The 17,166-nt window shown below is 38.4% G+C and carries 13 protein-coding genes; 11 read left to right on the top strand and 2 right to left on the bottom strand.

The features are described from left to right. Positions 1-212: 212 nt before the first annotated feature. Positions 213-1,268 (top strand): DNA polymerase IV, encoded by a 1,056-nt coding sequence (gene dinB, locus C0T34_RS15715; RefSeq protein ID WP_109850435.1) that lies wholly within the window; start codon positions 213-215, stop codon positions 1,266-1,268. Between the two features lie 77 nt (positions 1,269-1,345). Here dinB and C0T34_RS15710 read toward each other — a convergent pair whose 3' ends face one another. Together C0T34_RS15710 and pepD are read right to left on the bottom strand one after the other, a co-directional pair. Then, positions 1,346-3,508, bottom strand: coding sequence for a TonB-dependent siderophore receptor (locus C0T34_RS15710; RefSeq protein WP_109850434.1), 2,163 nt, complete (start codon positions 3,506-3,508; stop codon positions 1,346-1,348). Positions 3,509-3,804: 296 nt separating this feature from the next. Continuing rightward, positions 3,805-5,262, bottom strand: a complete 1,458-nt coding sequence (gene pepD, locus C0T34_RS15705) for a beta-Ala-His dipeptidase (RefSeq protein WP_075672395.1) — start codon at positions 5,260-5,262, stop codon at positions 3,805-3,807. A 352-nt stretch (positions 5,263-5,614) separates the two neighbouring features. On the opposite strand from pepD, the gene gpt reads away from it, so the two are divergent. The 10 genes from gpt to recA all read left to right on the top strand — a co-directional run bounded on the left by gpt (position 5,615) and on the right by recA (position 16,328). Then, entirely contained in the window at positions 5,615-6,076 is a 462-nt protein-coding gene (gene gpt, locus C0T34_RS15700; protein WP_006534780.1) for a xanthine phosphoribosyltransferase, read from the top strand. 203 nt (positions 6,077-6,279) lie between these two features. Continuing rightward, positions 6,280-7,530 carry an esterase FrsA gene (frsA, locus tag C0T34_RS15695; protein ID WP_098943942.1) on the top strand — a complete coding sequence of 417 codons (1,251 nt, stop codon included), beginning with the start codon at positions 6,280-6,282 and terminating at the stop codon, positions 7,528-7,530. A 71-nt stretch (positions 7,531-7,601) separates the two neighbouring features. Further along, entirely contained in the window at positions 7,602-8,003 is a 402-nt protein-coding gene (gene crl, locus C0T34_RS15690; RefSeq protein ID WP_098943941.1) for a sigma factor-binding protein Crl, read from the top strand. Positions 8,004-8,118: 115 nt separating this feature from the next. Next, positions 8,119-9,222, top strand: a complete 1,104-nt coding sequence (proB, locus tag C0T34_RS15685) for a glutamate 5-kinase (RefSeq protein WP_098943940.1) — start codon at positions 8,119-8,121, stop codon at positions 9,220-9,222. Positions 9,223-9,233: 11 nt separating this feature from the next. Further along, entirely contained in the window at positions 9,234-10,487 is a 1,254-nt protein-coding gene (locus C0T34_RS15680) for a glutamate-5-semialdehyde dehydrogenase (protein WP_109850433.1), read from the top strand. A gap of 145 nt (positions 10,488-10,632) precedes the next feature. Next, positions 10,633-11,145 (top strand): shikimate kinase AroL, encoded by a 513-nt coding sequence (gene aroL, locus C0T34_RS15675; RefSeq protein ID WP_098943938.1) that lies wholly within the window; start codon positions 10,633-10,635, stop codon positions 11,143-11,145. Between the two features lie 103 nt (positions 11,146-11,248). Next, positions 11,249-13,408, top strand: coding sequence for a bifunctional acyl-ACP--phospholipid O-acyltransferase/long-chain-fatty-acid--ACP ligase (gene aas, locus C0T34_RS15670; protein ID WP_109850432.1), 2,160 nt, complete (start codon positions 11,249-11,251; stop codon positions 13,406-13,408). Continuing rightward, on the top strand, positions 13,408-14,607 hold the full coding sequence (gene lplT, locus C0T34_RS15665) for a lysophospholipid transporter LplT (RefSeq protein WP_098943936.1): 1,200 nt from the start codon (positions 13,408-13,410) through the stop codon (positions 14,605-14,607). Before aas ends, lplT begins: the two co-directional genes overlap by 1 nt. Before the next feature lie 36 nt (positions 14,608-14,643). Then, positions 14,644-15,150 carry a nicotinamide-nucleotide amidase gene (gene pncC / locus C0T34_RS15660; protein WP_098943935.1) on the top strand — a complete coding sequence of 169 codons (507 nt, stop codon included), beginning with the start codon at positions 14,644-14,646 and terminating at the stop codon, positions 15,148-15,150. 107 nt (positions 15,151-15,257) lie between these two features. Beyond that, complete coding sequence (gene recA / locus C0T34_RS15655) at positions 15,258-16,328, top strand: recombinase RecA (protein ID WP_098943934.1); 1,071 nt, start codon at positions 15,258-15,260, stop codon at positions 16,326-16,328. Positions 16,329-17,166 lie beyond the last annotated feature (838 nt).

Here is a 17,166-nt window from a genome sequence, read left to right as displayed (position 1 = left end):
ATATATAGTTACAAAACAATATTCAAAAGTAATGTAATTAATCAACGAGCAAAAATAATCTATCATCACTTTGTGACAATTCTATAAATAAACAGACTAATTCAGATTTTTATGGGAAATACACCTCAATCGAGGGAGATAAGAGCGAATAAAAATTGTAGTTAATATTCATTTACTGTATATTTAAACAGTAAACAAGGTGAGGTGATTGTATGCGTAAAATTATTCATGTTGATATGGATTGTTTTTATGCTGCGATTGAAATGCGAGATAATCCAGCACTAAAAGAGATCCCTATTGCGGTTGGAGGCAATGCTTCTAGTCGAGGTGTGATCTGCACGGCGAATTATCCCGCCCGTCGTTTTGGTGTCCGTAGTGCTATGTCAACGGCAACAGCGTTGAAGTTATGTCCTCACTTAAAAGTGCTATCCGGTAGGATGGCTCTCTATAAAGAAACATCAGCAAAAATATGCCAAATCTTTTCTCGTTATACTCATCTTATTGAACCTCTTTCACTCGATGAAGCTTACCTTGATGTATCTGACAGTAAGCATTGTCATGGCTCAGCAACGCTGATAGCTCAAGAAATTCGCCAGCAAATTTTTGATGAGTTAAATCTCACGGCATCCGCAGGTATTGCACCGATTAAATTTCTTGCAAAAATTGCCTCTGATATGAATAAACCAAATGGGCAATTTGTTATTACACCAGAACAAGTCGATGATTTTATTTTAAAATTACCACTTAATAAAATACCGGGTGTAGGTAAGGTGACATTTGCTCGTTTGCAAGAAATGGGGTTAGAAACTTGTGCTGATATTCGTCGCACCGATGTCATTTCTTTAGTAAAAGCGTTTGGAAAATTTGGTCAAAATTTATGGGAACGCAGTCATGGTATTGATGAACGTGAAATTAATCCAGATAGACTCAGGAAATCAGTCGGAGTTGAACGTACTTTTGCCTCAGATATTAATTCTTGGGATGATTGTTTGGCATTACTTGATGGATTGTATAGCGAATTAGAAAGGCGATTAACAAAAGTTAAACCGGATCTAAGAATAGCAAGGCAAGGCGTTAAATTAAAATTTGATGATTTTCAATTAACAACACAAGAGCATGCTCATCCTATTTTAGAAAAAGCCGATTTAATCAATATTGCCTATCAAGCATGGCATGAGCGTCGAAATGGTAGAGGTGTTCGGTTAATCGGATTTCATGTCACCTTGCAAGATCCACAAATAGAGCGACAACTTCTTTTAGCGTTATAAAAATTAAAAAAACCATAGTCAATCAATAGATAGACTATGGTTAACACAGTTAATTTATGTAGTTAATCTATGTAGCATTACCAACGATAATTCATTGTTGCTGTCATCGTTCTTCCAATGCCATAAAAACAAGCCGTATCACCAGCACAAGATGCAACATAATGTTTATTCGCAATATTATTCATATTAAGCTGAATTTCAGCACCTTTTAAAGAAGGTGATAATTCACCTAATGAATAACCAATCATCGCATCGTAAAGAGTCACTGCAGGTACACTAACTGTATTTTTGGTATCGCCTTGAGATACACCCAGATATCTGACACCAACACCCGCTTTAGCGCCATTAAATAGCCCAGAGGTTTCATCATATTGACCCCAAAGTGATGCTATATGTTTAGGAACTCTAGGGAGTTCTTTTCCTTGTGTTCCCGCAATAATGGTTTTTCTTACTTCAGTATGGGTATAAGAATAACTGCTGATAAATGAAATGTTTTCAGTTAATTGGCTATTAATTTGTGCTTCAACACCACGGCTTCTAATTTCACCCACTGGTTCAAAATACGCTTTTTCAGCATTGTAGTTGGTAACATTACGTTGTTGTAATTGATAAACAGAGAGTGTTGCCAATGTTTGCTCATTTGGTGTGAGGTGTTTTATTCCGGCCTCTAATTGACGACCTTCGCTAGGCTCAAAAGGGGCACTTCCTGGTGCTCGGCGAGTTTGTAAATTAGGTTCGAACGAAGTGCTATAGCTTATATATGGTGAAATACCATTATCAAAAGCATATAAAAGCCCAGCACGACCCGTTAGTTTATGATCATCTTGCTGATCATAGCTTTTCGCTAAGAAATCATGAGTACGAACTTGAGCCCAATCTTGGCGTAATCCTGCAAGTAAGATCCAATTTTTCCATTGGATCTGATCTTGTAGATATAACCCAATTTGATCACGTTTTTGTAGCTGATCGGTCGCAGGTTTTTGTAAACTCATATCGATAGGATAATGATAGTTAGGATTACGCCAGTCAAGATCGTACTCTGGCCCTATTGCTCGAAGCAAATTATCTTGATCTTTGCTCCATTGATAATCAATACCAGCAATCACAGTATGATTAAGTTTTGCAGTGGTAAAGTCGGCTTGTAAACGAGTATCTATTCCTAAAGTATCTGTTTCACGTTGCTCTTGTTGTGCTCGGCGTTCAAGAACATAAGGGTTATCTTTTCTTAAAGAGCCAAATACAAGATATTTATATTTCTGATTAATATGGCTATATCGAGCATTTTGTACAATTTTTAGTGAATCACTAAATTCGTGTTCAAATTCATAGCCTATACCATATTGTTGACGCCATGATTTATGGTAATCGGGATTGTTAACATCAAAATCAAAGGGAATAGTACCTGCCGGAGTGCTTTTAACCGTACCATAAGCAGGTAAAAAATTACGATATCCAGCTTCAGGCTCTTGCTGAATAAAGCTTAGTAGCGTTAAGCGAGTTTGTTCATTAGGTAAGAAAGTAATAGCTGGAGCAAGTGCAAAACGTTCTTCTTTATAGTTTTTTATTTGAGTGTGTTGTGTTTTTGCAACACCGTTTAGGCGATAAAGCACTCGATTGTCATCACTTAATGTACCTGAAAAATCAAAAGCGGTTTCTGCTAATTTATCATTGCCTGCTCGTACTTGAATATGGCGAATAGGGGATGCAGTTGGTCTTTTGCTTGTCATTGCCACAAGGCCACCCGGATTGACTTGGCCATAAAGAACGGATGCAGGCCCTCTGACCACTTCAACGCGCTCTAATAACCAGGGATCAATTGCACCCGTTGATGATGAAGCGCCCATTCCATAACTTAGGCCGTCAAGAAAACGGGGGGCATAACTGTATCCACGAATAAAAACCTCATCATTACGATTAGAACTTCCACGATATTCTGTGAAAACTCCGGGCGTATAACGTAATGCTTGAGAAACTGAACTGACATCTTGAGCATCCATTTGATCACGCGTGATCACACTAATGGATTGTGGTGTTTTTTCAATTTCACTCGGTGTTTTATTTGTTGATAACGTTTTTGTTGCCACAAAACCGGAAACAGGCGCTTGAGGATCTTGCGATGGAGATGCCGTAACAATTATCTTTTCAGGTATGTTTTGATTGACGGCTGCATGAATTTGAACAGAAAGTAAACTTAGAGGTAAGGCGAGAAAGACGCTAGCAACGTAATTTTTATTAGACACAATAGAACCCTTTAGTTTTTTATTTTTTAACTTTAAATATGGAAGCCATGAAAATATCACTCCGAAAACATTAATACTAATGATAATGATTAGCATTCTATATATTTAATTCATTAAGATTTATTTTTTATTCGATAATGGAATAAGTGATTATGTAATTGGCTATATAAGGAATAAATTATGATCTTTAAGGGAAATAGCGTGTAATTTGAGGGGATAATTTATTTCTTGGTGATAGTTTTAGGCACAAAAAACCCGCCAATTAAGCGGGTTCCATTATTAATATTAAAGCGAAATTATTTAGCAGGGATCGCTTTTAAAATCGCAGTTAATAATTGCCAGTATTGACCGACGCTTTTAACGTGAACACGTTCGTCTGGTGAGTGAGCACCACGGATTGTTGGCCCAATAGAAACCATATCCATATCTGGGTAAGGTTTTTTGAACAGACCACACTCAAGACCTGCGTGGATAACCATGATGTTTGGCACTTTATCAAACAGTTGTTGGTAAGTGTCACGAACTAAATGCATAACAGGAGAGTCTGCATCTGGTTTCCAACCTGGGTAACCGCCTTTGGTTTCGATATCCGCTTTAGCCAGTTTTGCTAATGCTGTCAGCATACTAACAACATAGGTTTTACCGCTATCAATCAGAGAACGAATTAAGCATAGGATTTCTACTTTATCGTCAACAATGCTAACAACACCTACGTTTAATGAAGTTTCAACAACACCTTCAACGTCGTCACTCATACGAATAACGCCATTTGGCATAGCATTAAGTAGGTTAATTAAGCGTTCTTGGCAATCTGCTGTGAAAACTTTTTTATCTGTTGTTGTATCAATTAATTCAACTTTTAGATTTTTTTCAGCAATAGCTAATTCTGTTTTTAACAGAGCTTCAAATTTCGCTTTTACTGCGTCTAGTTGGCTTGCTTTATCCGCTGGAATTGCAAAAACAATGTTTGCTTCACGAGGAATAGCATTACGCAGTGTACCACCATGAAAATCAATTAATTTCAGTGATAATTCTTCTGCATGACCTGCTAAGAAACGCGCTAATAATTTATTTGCGTTACCTAAACCTAAATGGATATCGCCACCTGAGTGACCACCATTTAATCCTTTCAGAACCAGTTGTTTAACAACGTGGCCTGCTGGAATTGCATCGTAAGAAAGGCTTACTGTGGTTTTAACATCAATACCACCCGCACAACCCATGTAGATTTCACCTTCTTCTTCAGAGTCTGTGTTGATAAGAATATCAGCTTGTAACCAACCTGGTTGTAAACCAAATGCTCCGTCCATGCCTGTTTCTTCAGTCATGGTTAACAGAACTTCTAATGGGCCGTGTTTAACAGTATCATCAGCTAAAACAGCTAATGCAGATGCCATACCTACGCCATTATCTGCACCTAATGTAGTGCCTTTAGCTTTGATCCACTCGCCGTCAATGTAAGGTTGAATCGGATCTTTTGTGAAGTCGTGAACGGTGTCGTTATTTTTTTGTGGCACCATATCTAAGTGTGCTTGTAAAACAACGGCTTTACGATCTTCCATGCCTTTAGTTGCTGGTTTACGAATTAAAATATTGCCAACTGCATCGCGCTGTGCAAAAAGACCTTTTTCACTTGCCCAAGAAAGAATATGGGAAGCTAAGGCTTCTTCATGATGTGATGGATGTGGAATCGAACAAATTTTTGCAAAAATATCCCATAGTGGTTGTGGGGATAGAGTAGATAGTTCAGACACGATGGATCTCCTCTAACAGCATCTGTGTTATTGATAGCCTACCGCTTTTTTAAGGGCTAGCTTTATTATTCTGAGCGTTATACGCCAATATAGTTGAGAATATCACTTTCTTCTGATGAATGCGTCATTCTATTCACATCTCTATCTAAGAAATTAGATCTCTATTTGTATTCATTTTTTATATAGTTTGTTTTTTAATCATAAAAAGATATTACAGAAAAAAATAAGGATAATCTCACCTGTTTTCACGTTTTCTCTGGTTTTTAGGCGCTCAAATCACTATAATCTCGCGCAACCTTTTTTTCCGCAAAAAAGCTTCTCTCGAAATTCAAGTAGCTAGGATCACAATATTATGAGCGAAAAATATGTTGTAACGTGGGATATGTTGCAAATACATGCCCGTCAATTGGCGCAACGTTTATTACCAGTCGAACAGTGGACAGGCATTATTGCTGTCAGCCGTGGGGGATTAGTCCCTGCTGCATTACTTGCTCGTGAATTAGGTATCCGTCATGTGGATACAGTCTGCATTTCTAGCTATGACCACGATCATCAGCGCGACCTCAAAATCTTAAAAAAAGCAGAAGGTGATGGTGAAGGCTTTATCGTTGTTGACGATTTAGTTGATACTGGTGGTACTGCTAAAGTTATTCGTGAAATGTATCCAAAAGCCCATTTCGTCACTATCTTTGCAAAACCAGAAGGGCGTCCTTTAGTGGATGATTTTGTGGTTGATATTCCGCAAAATACATGGATTGAACAACCTTGGGATATGGGGGTTGCCTTTATTCCACCAGTTTGCGATCAAAAATAAGTTGATAGCATTCGTTTTGCTGTTTTAATTGAGATCCTCGCTTAGGCGGGGATTTTTGTTTTTAAGCTTTTTTTCTCTTCCTCTTAATGATGCCTTCGTGCGATTGCTTGTCGTGATACACATTGTTCCAGCCAATTTCATGCTATGATAAAGCCAGACTTTTTAGCCCCTTTTATACGATATCCACTGATTTGAAGAGTGATATGGCAAACAATACGAATCTTTCTGAAACTTTATTTAAGCCACGAGCAAAACACGCTGAAACCTCAACGCTAATTCAGTACACCCATCCCAAATCGAATATTAATACCTATACCGTGCTTAATGGTACGAGCCAGAAAAATTGGTATCGAACTATTCAACGTTTACTTTGGATTTGGCGTGGAATTTCTCCTATTGAGATAGAAGAGGTGTTAAGCCGAATTGCGGTACAGGATGCCCCTCGTAGTGATGATAAATTTATTGATACCGTTGTCGGGTATCGTAAAGGTGGTTGGTCATTTGAGTGGTCGCATCAAGCGATGATCTGGCAACAAAAAGCATTACGTGAAGAGTCTGGTGATGTCGCAGCAGATTGTTGGTTACAAGCCGCACATCTTTATAGTATTGCCGCATACCCCTTTATTAATGGTGATTTTTTAGCGGATCAAGCCGTTATTTTGTCGATGAAAGCCTTTGAGAATGCGACGAAATTTTCTTCTTTTGACGTCAAAAAACTGACATTTAAATTAGAAGGAAAAGGGACGACAACAGGTTTTCTCCATTTACCGAAAGATTGCAGAGGCCCTTATCCTACTGTGTTATTTTGCGGTGGGTTAGACGGCTTACAAAGCGATTATGTTAGTTTCTTCCGTGATTATCTTTCCCCTAAAGGTATTGCAATGTTAACACTGGATATGCCCGCAATTGGTTATTCAGTAAAACAAAAACTAACGGAAGATACATGCTATTTACAAGGTGAAGTTCTAAAGCAACTTTCTGAAGTACCTTGGATTGATCATACTCGTGTTGGTGTGATGGGCTTTCGCTTTGGCGGTAATATTGCCGTGCGTTTAGCTTATATCTACCCAAAATTGATTAAAGGTGTTGTTGCTTTAGGCCCGTTGATCCACACTTTTTTTACCCAAGCTGAATTACAGAAAAAAATTCCTGTGATGTATCTTGATGTATTAGCGAGCCGCTTAGGGTTATGGAATATTGACGAGAATAATCTTCGATTATCGTTGAGTAGTTATTCCCTGAAAAACCAAGGTTTGATTGGGCGGCGTATGCCTGTTCCTATGATGGGTGTTTATTGGAAAGGGGATGAAATGAGCCCTAAAGAGGATTCGCAATTAATTGCACGCTCCTCTATGGATGGTGACATCCTTGCTATTAATGATAAACCGCTTTATGAAGGTTTAGAGCTCGCGTTACAAAAAAGTGCAGATTGGATCTATGATAAATTAATATAATTAATTTTGAACAATAACTTGCTAATTATATTAGATTATATAACAGTAGAGTTTCTAAGGAGACTGAATTTATGACTTCATCTTTGAACCCTACCCAAGGTAAGTTATTGAAGCGTTTTGCTCAAATCGGCCCATATATCCGAGAGCAACAATGCCAAGAGAGCCAGTTCTTTTTTGACTGTTTAGCAGTGTGTGTAAATAAAAAAGTCGCGCCGGAAAAACGAGAGTTTTGGGGCTGGTGGATGGAATTAGAACGTAATAATGAACAGCTTATTTATCATTATCAAATTGGGCTATTCGATAAAAATGGTGATTGGCTCCATCAGAACATAAGTAAGAATGATGTTGTTGAGTCAATCAATGAAACACTTATTCGTTTTCATGAATTTCTTCAACTCGCGGTGAGTGAATTAGAAATGACACTCATCCCAGATGAAAAAATGAACAAATTTCCTCTTCCCATTCAGCCCTAATTTTGTGTTAGGGCAACTTTTCATAGATTTTGCGTTATGTCAGTTGGCATAACGCTTCTCTCCTGATAAAACTGTGTATTATCTTTTTAAATAATCAACAAGAATGGTAAATGTTATGAGTAGCAGCCAAACGCTGGTTGTTAAATTAGGGACAAGTGTACTTACTGGTGGTTCACGACGTCTGGATCAGTCTCATATTGTTGAGCTGGTTCGCCAATGTGCTAAACAACACGAAAAAGGGCACCGGATTATTATTGTCACTTCTGGTGCAATTGCAGCAGGACGTGAGTATTTGAATTATCCTGATTTGCCCGCAACTATTGCGTCAAAACAGTTGCTTGCCGCTGTGGGGCAAAGTGCCTTAATTCAAGTATGGAAACAGTTATTTGCTATCTATGGTATTCATATTGGTCAAATGTTATTAACGCGTGCCGATATTGAAGATAGAGAACGTTTCCTGAATGCGCGTGATACATTACATGCGCTGTTAGATAACCATATTATTCCCGTTATCAATGAAAATGATGCTGTTGCCACCGCGGAAATTAAAGTAGGCGATAACGATAATTTATCAGCACTAGCCGCTATTTTAGGTGGTGCTGATAAACTGTTATTACTAACGGATATTGAAGGGCTTTACACGGCTGATCCCCGTAGTAATCCAGATGCTAAACTGATCCCTGAAGTTTTTGATATCAATGATGAGTTACGTCAAATGGCGGGTGATAGCGTATCAGGGTTAGGTACGGGCGGTATGGCAACAAAATTGCAAGCCGCAACCGTTGCAGGAAGAGCAGGCATTGATGTTGTTATCGCCGCCGGCGTACAACCTGAAGTTATTGCCAAAGTCATTAATGATGAGCCTGTTGGAACATTATTTCATGGCTTACAAAGCCCATTAGAAGCGCGTAAGCGGTGGATCTTTGGTGCGCCAATTGCTGGTGAGATAGTGGTTGATGAAGGGGCTGAAAACGCAATTAAAGAAAAAGGTAGTTCCCTTTTACCAAAAGGTATCAAAGAAATTAAAGGCGATTTCTCTCGTGGATGTGTTATCCGCATTCAAAGTTTACAAGGTAAAGATCTCGCTCATGGTGTTGCACACTATAATAGTGATGCATTGCGTTTAATAGCAGGACACCATTCACAGGAAATTAGTCAAATTTTGGGTTACGAGTATGGCAGTGTTGCTGTGCATCGTGATGATATGATTGTTAGCTAAGGAGCCTTCTGATGTTAGAACAAATGGGTAAATCTGCAAGAGAGGCATCTTGGCATTTAGCTCAACTATCAACAGAGCAAAAAAATCAGGCATTATTAGTTATGGCTGATTTATTAGAACAACAAGAAGCTTCAATTCTTGCCGCAAATGAAAAAGATATGCAAGCGGCTCGCGAAGCCAATATCAATGCCGCTATGCTTGATCGTTTATTACTTAATTCTGCACGTTTAAAAGCAATTGCCGATGATGTACGACAAGTGTGCCGCTTAGAAGATCCAGTGGGTCAAGTTATCGATGGCCGTATGCTAGATAGTGGTTTACGTTTAGAGCGTCGCCGTGTGCCGTTGGGTGTTGTGGGTGTTATTTATGAGGCTCGCCCTAATGTCACGATTGATGTAGCTTCTTTATGTTTGAAAACAGGTAATGCGGCTATTCTTCGTGGTGGAAAAGAAACCCATCATACTAACCAAGCAGTTGTTGCGGTAATTCAACAAGCATTAGAAAAATGTGGTATTCCAGCTGGCGCTATTCAGGCAATTGATAAGCCTGATCGTGAGTTAGTCGCTAAAATGCTAAAAATGGATGAGTATATTGATATGCTTATTCCAAGAGGTGGCGCAGGATTGCATAAACTTTGCCGTGAGCAATCAACCATTCCAGTTATTACTGGTGGCATCGGAGTTTGCCATACTTTTGTGGATGAAAGCGCAGATTTAGAAAAAGCATTAACAGTTATCGTAAATGCAAAAGTACAACGTCCAAGTGCGTGTAACTCTTTAGAAACGCTTTTAGTACATGAGAATATCGCAGCGTTATTTTTACCGCAGTTAAGCGATGCTATGGCGGCTCAAAAAGTGATTTTGCATTCAAGTGAAAAGGCATTGGCAGGGCTGAAAAAAGGCGGAGCTACTATTGTTGATGTGAAAGATGCTGATTATTGCGATGAATGGTTATCACTTGATTTAAATGTGGAAGTGGTGAGTGGTTTAACTGAGGCAATTAGCCATATTCGCCGTTATGGAACTGCACACTCTGATGCTATTTTAACGCAATCTATCACTAATGCTGATCTCTTTGTTCGTCAAGTTGATTCAGCTGCTGTGTATGTTAATGCAAGTACGCGTTTTACTGATGGCGGACAATTCGGTTTAGGTGCCGAAGTTGCTGTTAGTACACAGAAATTACATGCTAGAGGCCCGATGGGATTAGATGCCCTAACGACCTACAAATGGATTGGCTACGGCGATAATACAATTCGTAGCTAATTGTTAATATGAATAAATAAGCCATACTTTTTCTAAAGTGTGGCTTTATTTTTTTGTTACATCAGGTATGATATTTTATACTTTACAGTATGTAAATTTTTAATTACACCCCTAAAAGGGAACACACTATGGAGATAGTGCATTTATGGATAGTACAATTTACCTTATCGGACCTAGAGGTGCAGGAAAAACAACAGTAGGTAAAGCACTTTCCCTCTCGTTAAATTATAGATTCATTGATACGGATGATTGGATAACTCAAAAATATCAACAAACTATATCTTCTATGGTTCAAGAGAAAGGTTGGGAGTTTTTTCGACAAACTGAATCAGAAGCGCTCATCCAAGTTAGCCAACCTAATCAAGTTATCTCAACGGGGGGCGGTATGATTTTGGCAGATCAAAATCGTGCTTATATGAAATCTTCAGGTGTTATTATTTATTTACAGGCATCTCTTGAGACTTTAGTTGAGCGTTTATCTCAAGATCCGAATGAAGCACAAAGACCAAGTTTAACGGGTAAAACGTTAGTTTCAGAAATGAATGACGTTTTGGCTAAACGTGAACCTTTATATTTGCAATGTGCTGATATTATTGTCGATGCTGGATTACCTATTAATAAGATTATTGAGGTAATTCTCGCAAAACTCACGAAATAATTAAGAAGTCGTCTGATATAAAGGATAAAACAGGGAACATCTATTTTATTTTCATCACATCCTATTTATAGTAAGGCTAATTATAGCAAAATGAGATATGGATATGATGTTGATAGCGTTTTTTAAAACACTATTTAAATTCTTATTTAGAATAAGAATTGAAGGACTTGTTAATCAGTTTTCACAATATGAAAAATGTATAATTACGCCAAATCATACTTCTTTTATTGATGGTATATTATTACGTTTATTCCTGCCTATTAATCCTGTGTTTGCTGTTTATACCTCTGTTGCTTCTGCAAAAACGACAAGATGGTTAGGTCGTTATGCCGATATCGTACCTTTAGATCCCGCCAACCCAATGGCTGTTCGTCAGTTAGTTAAAGAAGTGGATAAAGGTCGTCCCGTTGTGATTTTTCCTGAAGGAAGGATCACAGTAACAAATGGTTTGATGAAAATTTATGAGGGTGCTGCTTTTATTGCCGCAAAATCAGGCGCTAAAGTTGTTCCTGTCAGAATTGAAGGCGCTGAATTCAGCTATTTTTCACGAGTACGTAAAAGCTTACGAGTAAAGTCTCAATTCTTTCCTAGAATTACCATCAAGGTACTCCCTGCTGTTGATTTACCGATGCCAAAAGCTGAAAAATCTTCTGAACGTCGCCGATTAGCAGGTGAAGCCATGCGTGACATCATGATGGAAGCCATCATGCAAACGCGACATAATATCACGCTGTATGAAGCGTTTTTACAGGCAATGTCTCAATATGGTCGATTCAGTCCACTAATTTCTGATATCACCCTAAAAGAAGATTCTTATCAAGGGTTACTGAAAAAAACGCTAGGGATCAGCCGATTGATTGAGCGCTACACAGAACCCAAAGAACGTATCGGTTTACTGCTTCCAAATACAACCGTCACAGCGGCTACACTATTAGGTGCAACAATGCGTCAACGTGTTGTGGCAATGCTTAACTACACGGCCGGTAGTTTAGGTGTACAAAATGCGATGAAAGCCGCATCAATCAAAACTATCTTTACATCACGCCAATTTTTAGAAAAAGGGAATTTGTTACATATTCCTGAGCAAACCCCTGAAGCAAATTGGATTTATCTTGAGGATCTAAAAGATACTGTTACCAGTGAAGATAAACGCTGGATCCTCAAACATCTCATTACGCCTAAAAAAGCGATGTTACCGCAAGACGCAAATGATGCTGCCGTTATTCTATTTACATCAGGCTCTGAAGGAACGCCCAAAGGTGTTGTTCACAGTCATTCAAGTTTATTGGCTAACGTTGATCAAATTCGTGCAATTGCTGATTTTTCACCGAAAGACAAATTTATGTCAGCATTGCCGTTATTCCATGCATTTGGTTTAACTGCTTGCTTACTGACTCCAATTTGCTTGGGTGCACGCGTTTTTCTTTATCCAAGTCCGTTACACTATCGAGTCGTGCCTGAATTGGTCTATGACCAAAACTGTACGGTGTTATTCGGTACATCAACCTTTTTAGGAAACTACGGAAAATTTGCCCATCCTTATGATTTTGCCAGAGTCAGATATGTGGTTGCTGGGGCTGAAAAGCTCTCTGAATCGACCCGTGTTTTATGGCAAGAGAAATTCGGTATTCGTATTTTAGAAGGTTATGGCGTAACAGAATGCGCACCTGTTGTTTCAATCAACGTGCCTATGAGTGCCAAAGCTCATACAGTGGGGCGTTTATTACCCGGTATGGAAGGGCGTTTAATTCCAATGAATGGTATTACCGAAGGCGGTAGACTACAACTACGTGGCCCTAACGTAATGATGGGATACTTACGTGTAGAATCACCTGAAAAATTGGAAGTCCCTGTCGCAACCAATGCTGAAGGTATTGACGAAGAAGGCTGGTACGACACCGGTGATATCGTTGCTATTGATAGTGAAGGTTTTTGTACTATTAAAGGGCGTGTAAAACGCTTTGCAAAAATTGCGGGTGAAATGGTTTCTCTTGAGGGTGTTGAGCAACTTGCTCGTAAAGCATCTAAAGGTGAGCACGCCGTTGTGACAATAAGTGATAAACGCAGAGGTGAATCATTAGTACTGTTCACAACTGATAAGCAATTAGATCGTAGTACGCTGTCAGCATTGGCAAAATCGGAAGGTGTTGCAGAAATTGCTGTACCAAAGGATATTCGTTTTATCAAAGAAATTCCTGTTTTAGGAAGTGGGAAAACGGATTTTGTCTCATTGAAAAAACTTGCTGAACAGGAAAATAACTAATGTCAGAGAATATTAGCCAGCCTCCTTTAATGAGTAGAGGAATGAAAGCGGTATTGATATCGCAATTTCTTTCTGCTTTTGCTGACAATGCATTATTGTTTGCGATCCTCGCTCAGTTTAAATCGGCACTTTACCCAGAGTGGAGCCAACCTGTTTTACAAATGGTTTTTGTGCTGGCTTTTATTCTCTTAGCACCTTTTGTAGGACAGTTTGCTGATCGTAATCCTAAAGGCAGGGTTATGCTCAGTGGCAACCTTCTAAAATTCGTAGGCGCATTTCTTATCTGTGTAGGTTCAGATCCTTTCCTTGGTTATGCCTTAGTCGGAATTGGTGCCGCTGTTTATTCTCCTGCTAAATATGGCATTTTAGGTGAATTAACAGATGGTGAGCGTTTAGTTAAAGCAAATGGCTTAATGGAAGCATCTACCATTGCCGCTATTTTACTGGGATCAGTTATTGGTGGTTTACTCTCAGACTGGAGCATTGTTTTTGCATTAGGTGTTTGTGCGGCAATGTATGGCTTAGCTGTATTTGTTAACTTAGGTATACCTAAATTATCAGCAGCTCAAATTGGCCGTGGTTGGAACATTAAAAAAATGTTCATTCAGTTTCTTGAGGCTACACGTACTTTATGGGCTGACAAAGAAAGTCGCTTTTCTTTAGTAGGAACCAGCATGTTTTGGGGCGCAGGAGTCACATTGCGCTTTTTACTTGTTCAATGGGTGCCTATTGCTTTAGGCATGACTGACAATACGACCCCTACTGTATTAAATGCGATGGTTGCTATCGGGATTGTGGTCGGTGCTGGATTAGCCGCTAAATTTGTGACACTGAAAACAGTACGTCGCTGCATGCCTGCCGGTATTTTAATTGGCCTTGGTGTTGTTTACTTCTCATTGCAAACTTCAATTATTCCATCCTATCTGATCCTTATTATCATCGGTGTTTTTGGTGGTTTCTTTGTCGTTCCTCTGAATGCGCTATTACAAGACAAAGGAAAGCACAGTGTAGGTGCTGGCAATGCTATCGCTGTACAGAATCTTGGTGAAAATACAGCAATGCTATTAATGCTTGGATTATTTTCACTGGTTACGAGCATTGGTGTATCAGTCGTTGCTATTGGGATTGGCTTTGGTGCTATTTTTGCCTTAGCAATTGGTGGTTTATGGTTATGGGATTGCACCAGAAAGAAATCTTAAACAGTGAGATTTAGAATAGAGGTTAGATGAACCTTAATGATAAATTACGATGAAATGACCCGCCTAAGTATTGAGTTGGGTAAAGTGTTAATTGGAAAGAAGAGTACGATAACAACGGCTGAATCTTGCACTGGCGGATGGATTGCGAAAGTTATCACGGATATTGCAGGAAGTTCTGAATATTATCATCGTGGCTTTGTAACATATAGCAATGAAGCAAAGCATGAAATGATAGGCGTTGATGAGCAAACCTTGCTTAAATATGGTGCGGTGAGTGAAGAAGTTGTTCTTCAAATGGCTAAAGGGGCGCTGATAACAGCTAATGCAGATTTTGCAGTATCAGTTAGTGGCATTGCAGGCCCTGGTGGTGGGAGTGAAGAAAAACCTGTTGGTTTAGTTTGGTTCGGCTTTGCAATGAAAACACCAACAGGTATTCAAATTACGGCAAAACACTGTATATTCAGTGGTTCACGAGAGCAAGTAAGAGCTGAATCTGTTATTTTTTCTTTAAAATCAATTCTTAAAGAAATTATTAATAATTAACTTGATACTGTATGATTATACAGTATAATGAGTTTCAACAAGCAAAATCATATACGTTTTAATGGTAGTGACCCATATTTATGCTTCACTGCCCAGAGGGAGATAACATGGCTATTGATGAAAACAAACAAAAAGCATTGGCCGCAGCACTTGGTCAAATTGAAAAGCAATTTGGTAAAGGGTCTATCATGCGTCTGGGTGAAGATCGTTCCATGAATGTTGAAACCATCTCTACGGGCTCTTTATCATTAGACGTTGCTTTGGGTGCTGGTGGTTTACCACGCGGTCGTATTGTTGAAATCTATGGCCCAGAATCTTCTGGTAAAACTACGCTAACACTACAAGTTATTGCAGCCGCTCAACGCGAAGGTAAAATTTGTGCATTTATCGATGCTGAGCACGCTTTAGACCCTATCTACGCTAAAAAACTGGGCGTAGATATTGATAACCTTCTGTGTTCTCAGCCTGATACTGGTGAGCAAGCCTTAGAAATTTGTGATGCATTATCTCGTTCTGGTGCTGTTGATGTTATCGTTGTTGACTCCGTTGCTGCTTTAACACCAAAAGCAGAAATTGAAGGTGAAATTGGTGATTCGCACGTTGGTCTAGCTGCTCGTATGATGAGCCAAGCTATGCGTAAATTAGCGGGTAACCTGAAAAATTCCAACACATTACTTATTTTCATCAACCAAATTCGTATGAAAATCGGTGTTATGTTTGGTAACCCAGAAACCACAACAGGCGGTAATGCACTTAAATTCTACGCTTCTGTTCGTTTAGATATCCGTCGTATAGGTTCTGTTAAAAACGGTGATGAAGTTGTTGGTAGTGAAACTCGCGTTAAAGTGGTGAAAAACAAAATTGCAGCACCATTTAAACAAGCTGAATTCCAAATTATGTATGGCGAAGGTATCAACACCTTTGGTGAACTGATTGATTTAGGTGTTAAACATAAATTGGTAGAGAAAGCGGGTGCATGGTACAGCTACAATGGTGAGAAAATTGGTCAAGGTAAAGCCAATGCAACAACTTACCTAAAAGAACACCCTGAAATGTACGATGAGTTAAATACCAAACTACGTGAAATGTTATTAAATCATGCTGGCGAATTTACTAGTGCAGCTGATTTTACTAACAATAGCGATGATGCAGCAGATATTGAAGAAACAGAAGAATAATTCTTTTGCCAATGCCTAAATTGAATACGTATTAAAACATATTACGATTATCGTAGTTGTAAAATACTAGTCAATTAATGTGATTTAACTCACTTAAAAAAGGAAGCTCTAAAAAGGCTTCCTTTTTGCTATATACCGTATTTTTTATTCAAAATAGGGTTAAAATTAGGCCTATTTTGTTTTCTTCCTATGAAAAATAGCCTTTAACACTACTTTATTTAATATAACGATATTTTTTACTAACCTATTTTCTATAGTTGTATGAAATTTTATATAGTGAAATTTTGGTGATATATCCTTATCAATAATTAATATAAATAAGAATCATTACGATAATCTAGTTGCGCCAGATAGTAAATAATTGACATATAAAGATAAATACCTTCAAGATATTTGGATCTAATTTAAATTGTATTTAAAGGTTTGTTGAGATGTAAGATGAATTTTATACTGACAAGCGCTTTTATTTTAGTAAGTTATCGTGCTTTTAATTTCTTATTTAAGTAATAGTGCTTATGTATTTATGACTAATTACCATGAGAAAAAGAGATTATTTGGAGAAAAGAAACGTATAGAGAGTAGCCCCATAAAAAATCAGTAATAACAAATAGTTTTTAATAATTACAAAATGAAAATACTTTCAGTTGTTAACATTTCCCAAGATAATTGCTCTTAAATAGAGAAAAGTCCCATTCTCAGATAACAATCCCACTTTCAGAAAAAAACTAGACGATTTACAATGTCAACACGAATAAGTTTATCGGGGGTTTTACTTCTGACAGAAGAAATTCTATCTTATCCCTACTTATGTATTCGTTGGCTAAGTAGAGGTAACAAT

The sequence above is a fragment of the Proteus sp. CA142267 genome, from assembly GCF_003336825.1.
Classification (GTDB): domain Bacteria; phylum Pseudomonadota; class Gammaproteobacteria; order Enterobacterales; family Enterobacteriaceae; genus Proteus; species Proteus terrae.
Note: the sequence above shows the minus strand (reverse complement) of the source record. Positions and strands in the feature narration are given on the sequence as shown.

Bases quoted from the DNA above. Each gene is read 5' to 3' on its own strand.
- dinB (WP_109850435.1), top strand. From the start codon at position 213: ATGCGTAAAATTATTCATGTTGATATGGATTGTTTTTATGCTGCGATT.
- gpt (WP_006534780.1), top strand. From the start codon at position 5,615: ATGAGCGAAAAATATGTTGTAACGTGGGATATGTTGCAAATACATGCC.
- frsA (WP_098943942.1), top strand. From the start codon at position 6,280: ATGGCAAACAATACGAATCTTTCTGAAACTTTATTTAAGCCACGAGCA.
- crl (WP_098943941.1), top strand. From the start codon at position 7,602: ATGACTTCATCTTTGAACCCTACCCAAGGTAAGTTATTGAAGCGTTTT.
- proB (WP_098943940.1), top strand. From the start codon at position 8,119: ATGAGTAGCAGCCAAACGCTGGTTGTTAAATTAGGGACAAGTGTACTT.
- C0T34_RS15680 (WP_109850433.1), top strand. From the start codon at position 9,234: ATGTTAGAACAAATGGGTAAATCTGCAAGAGAGGCATCTTGGCATTTA.
- aroL (WP_098943938.1), top strand. From the start codon at position 10,633: ATGGATAGTACAATTTACCTTATCGGACCTAGAGGTGCAGGAAAAACA.
- aas (WP_109850432.1), top strand. From the start codon at position 11,249: ATGATGTTGATAGCGTTTTTTAAAACACTATTTAAATTCTTATTTAGA.
- lplT (WP_098943936.1), top strand. From the start codon at position 13,408: ATGTCAGAGAATATTAGCCAGCCTCCTTTAATGAGTAGAGGAATGAAA.
- pncC (WP_098943935.1), top strand. From the start codon at position 14,644: ATGATAAATTACGATGAAATGACCCGCCTAAGTATTGAGTTGGGTAAA.
- recA (WP_098943934.1), top strand. From the start codon at position 15,258: ATGGCTATTGATGAAAACAAACAAAAAGCATTGGCCGCAGCACTTGGT.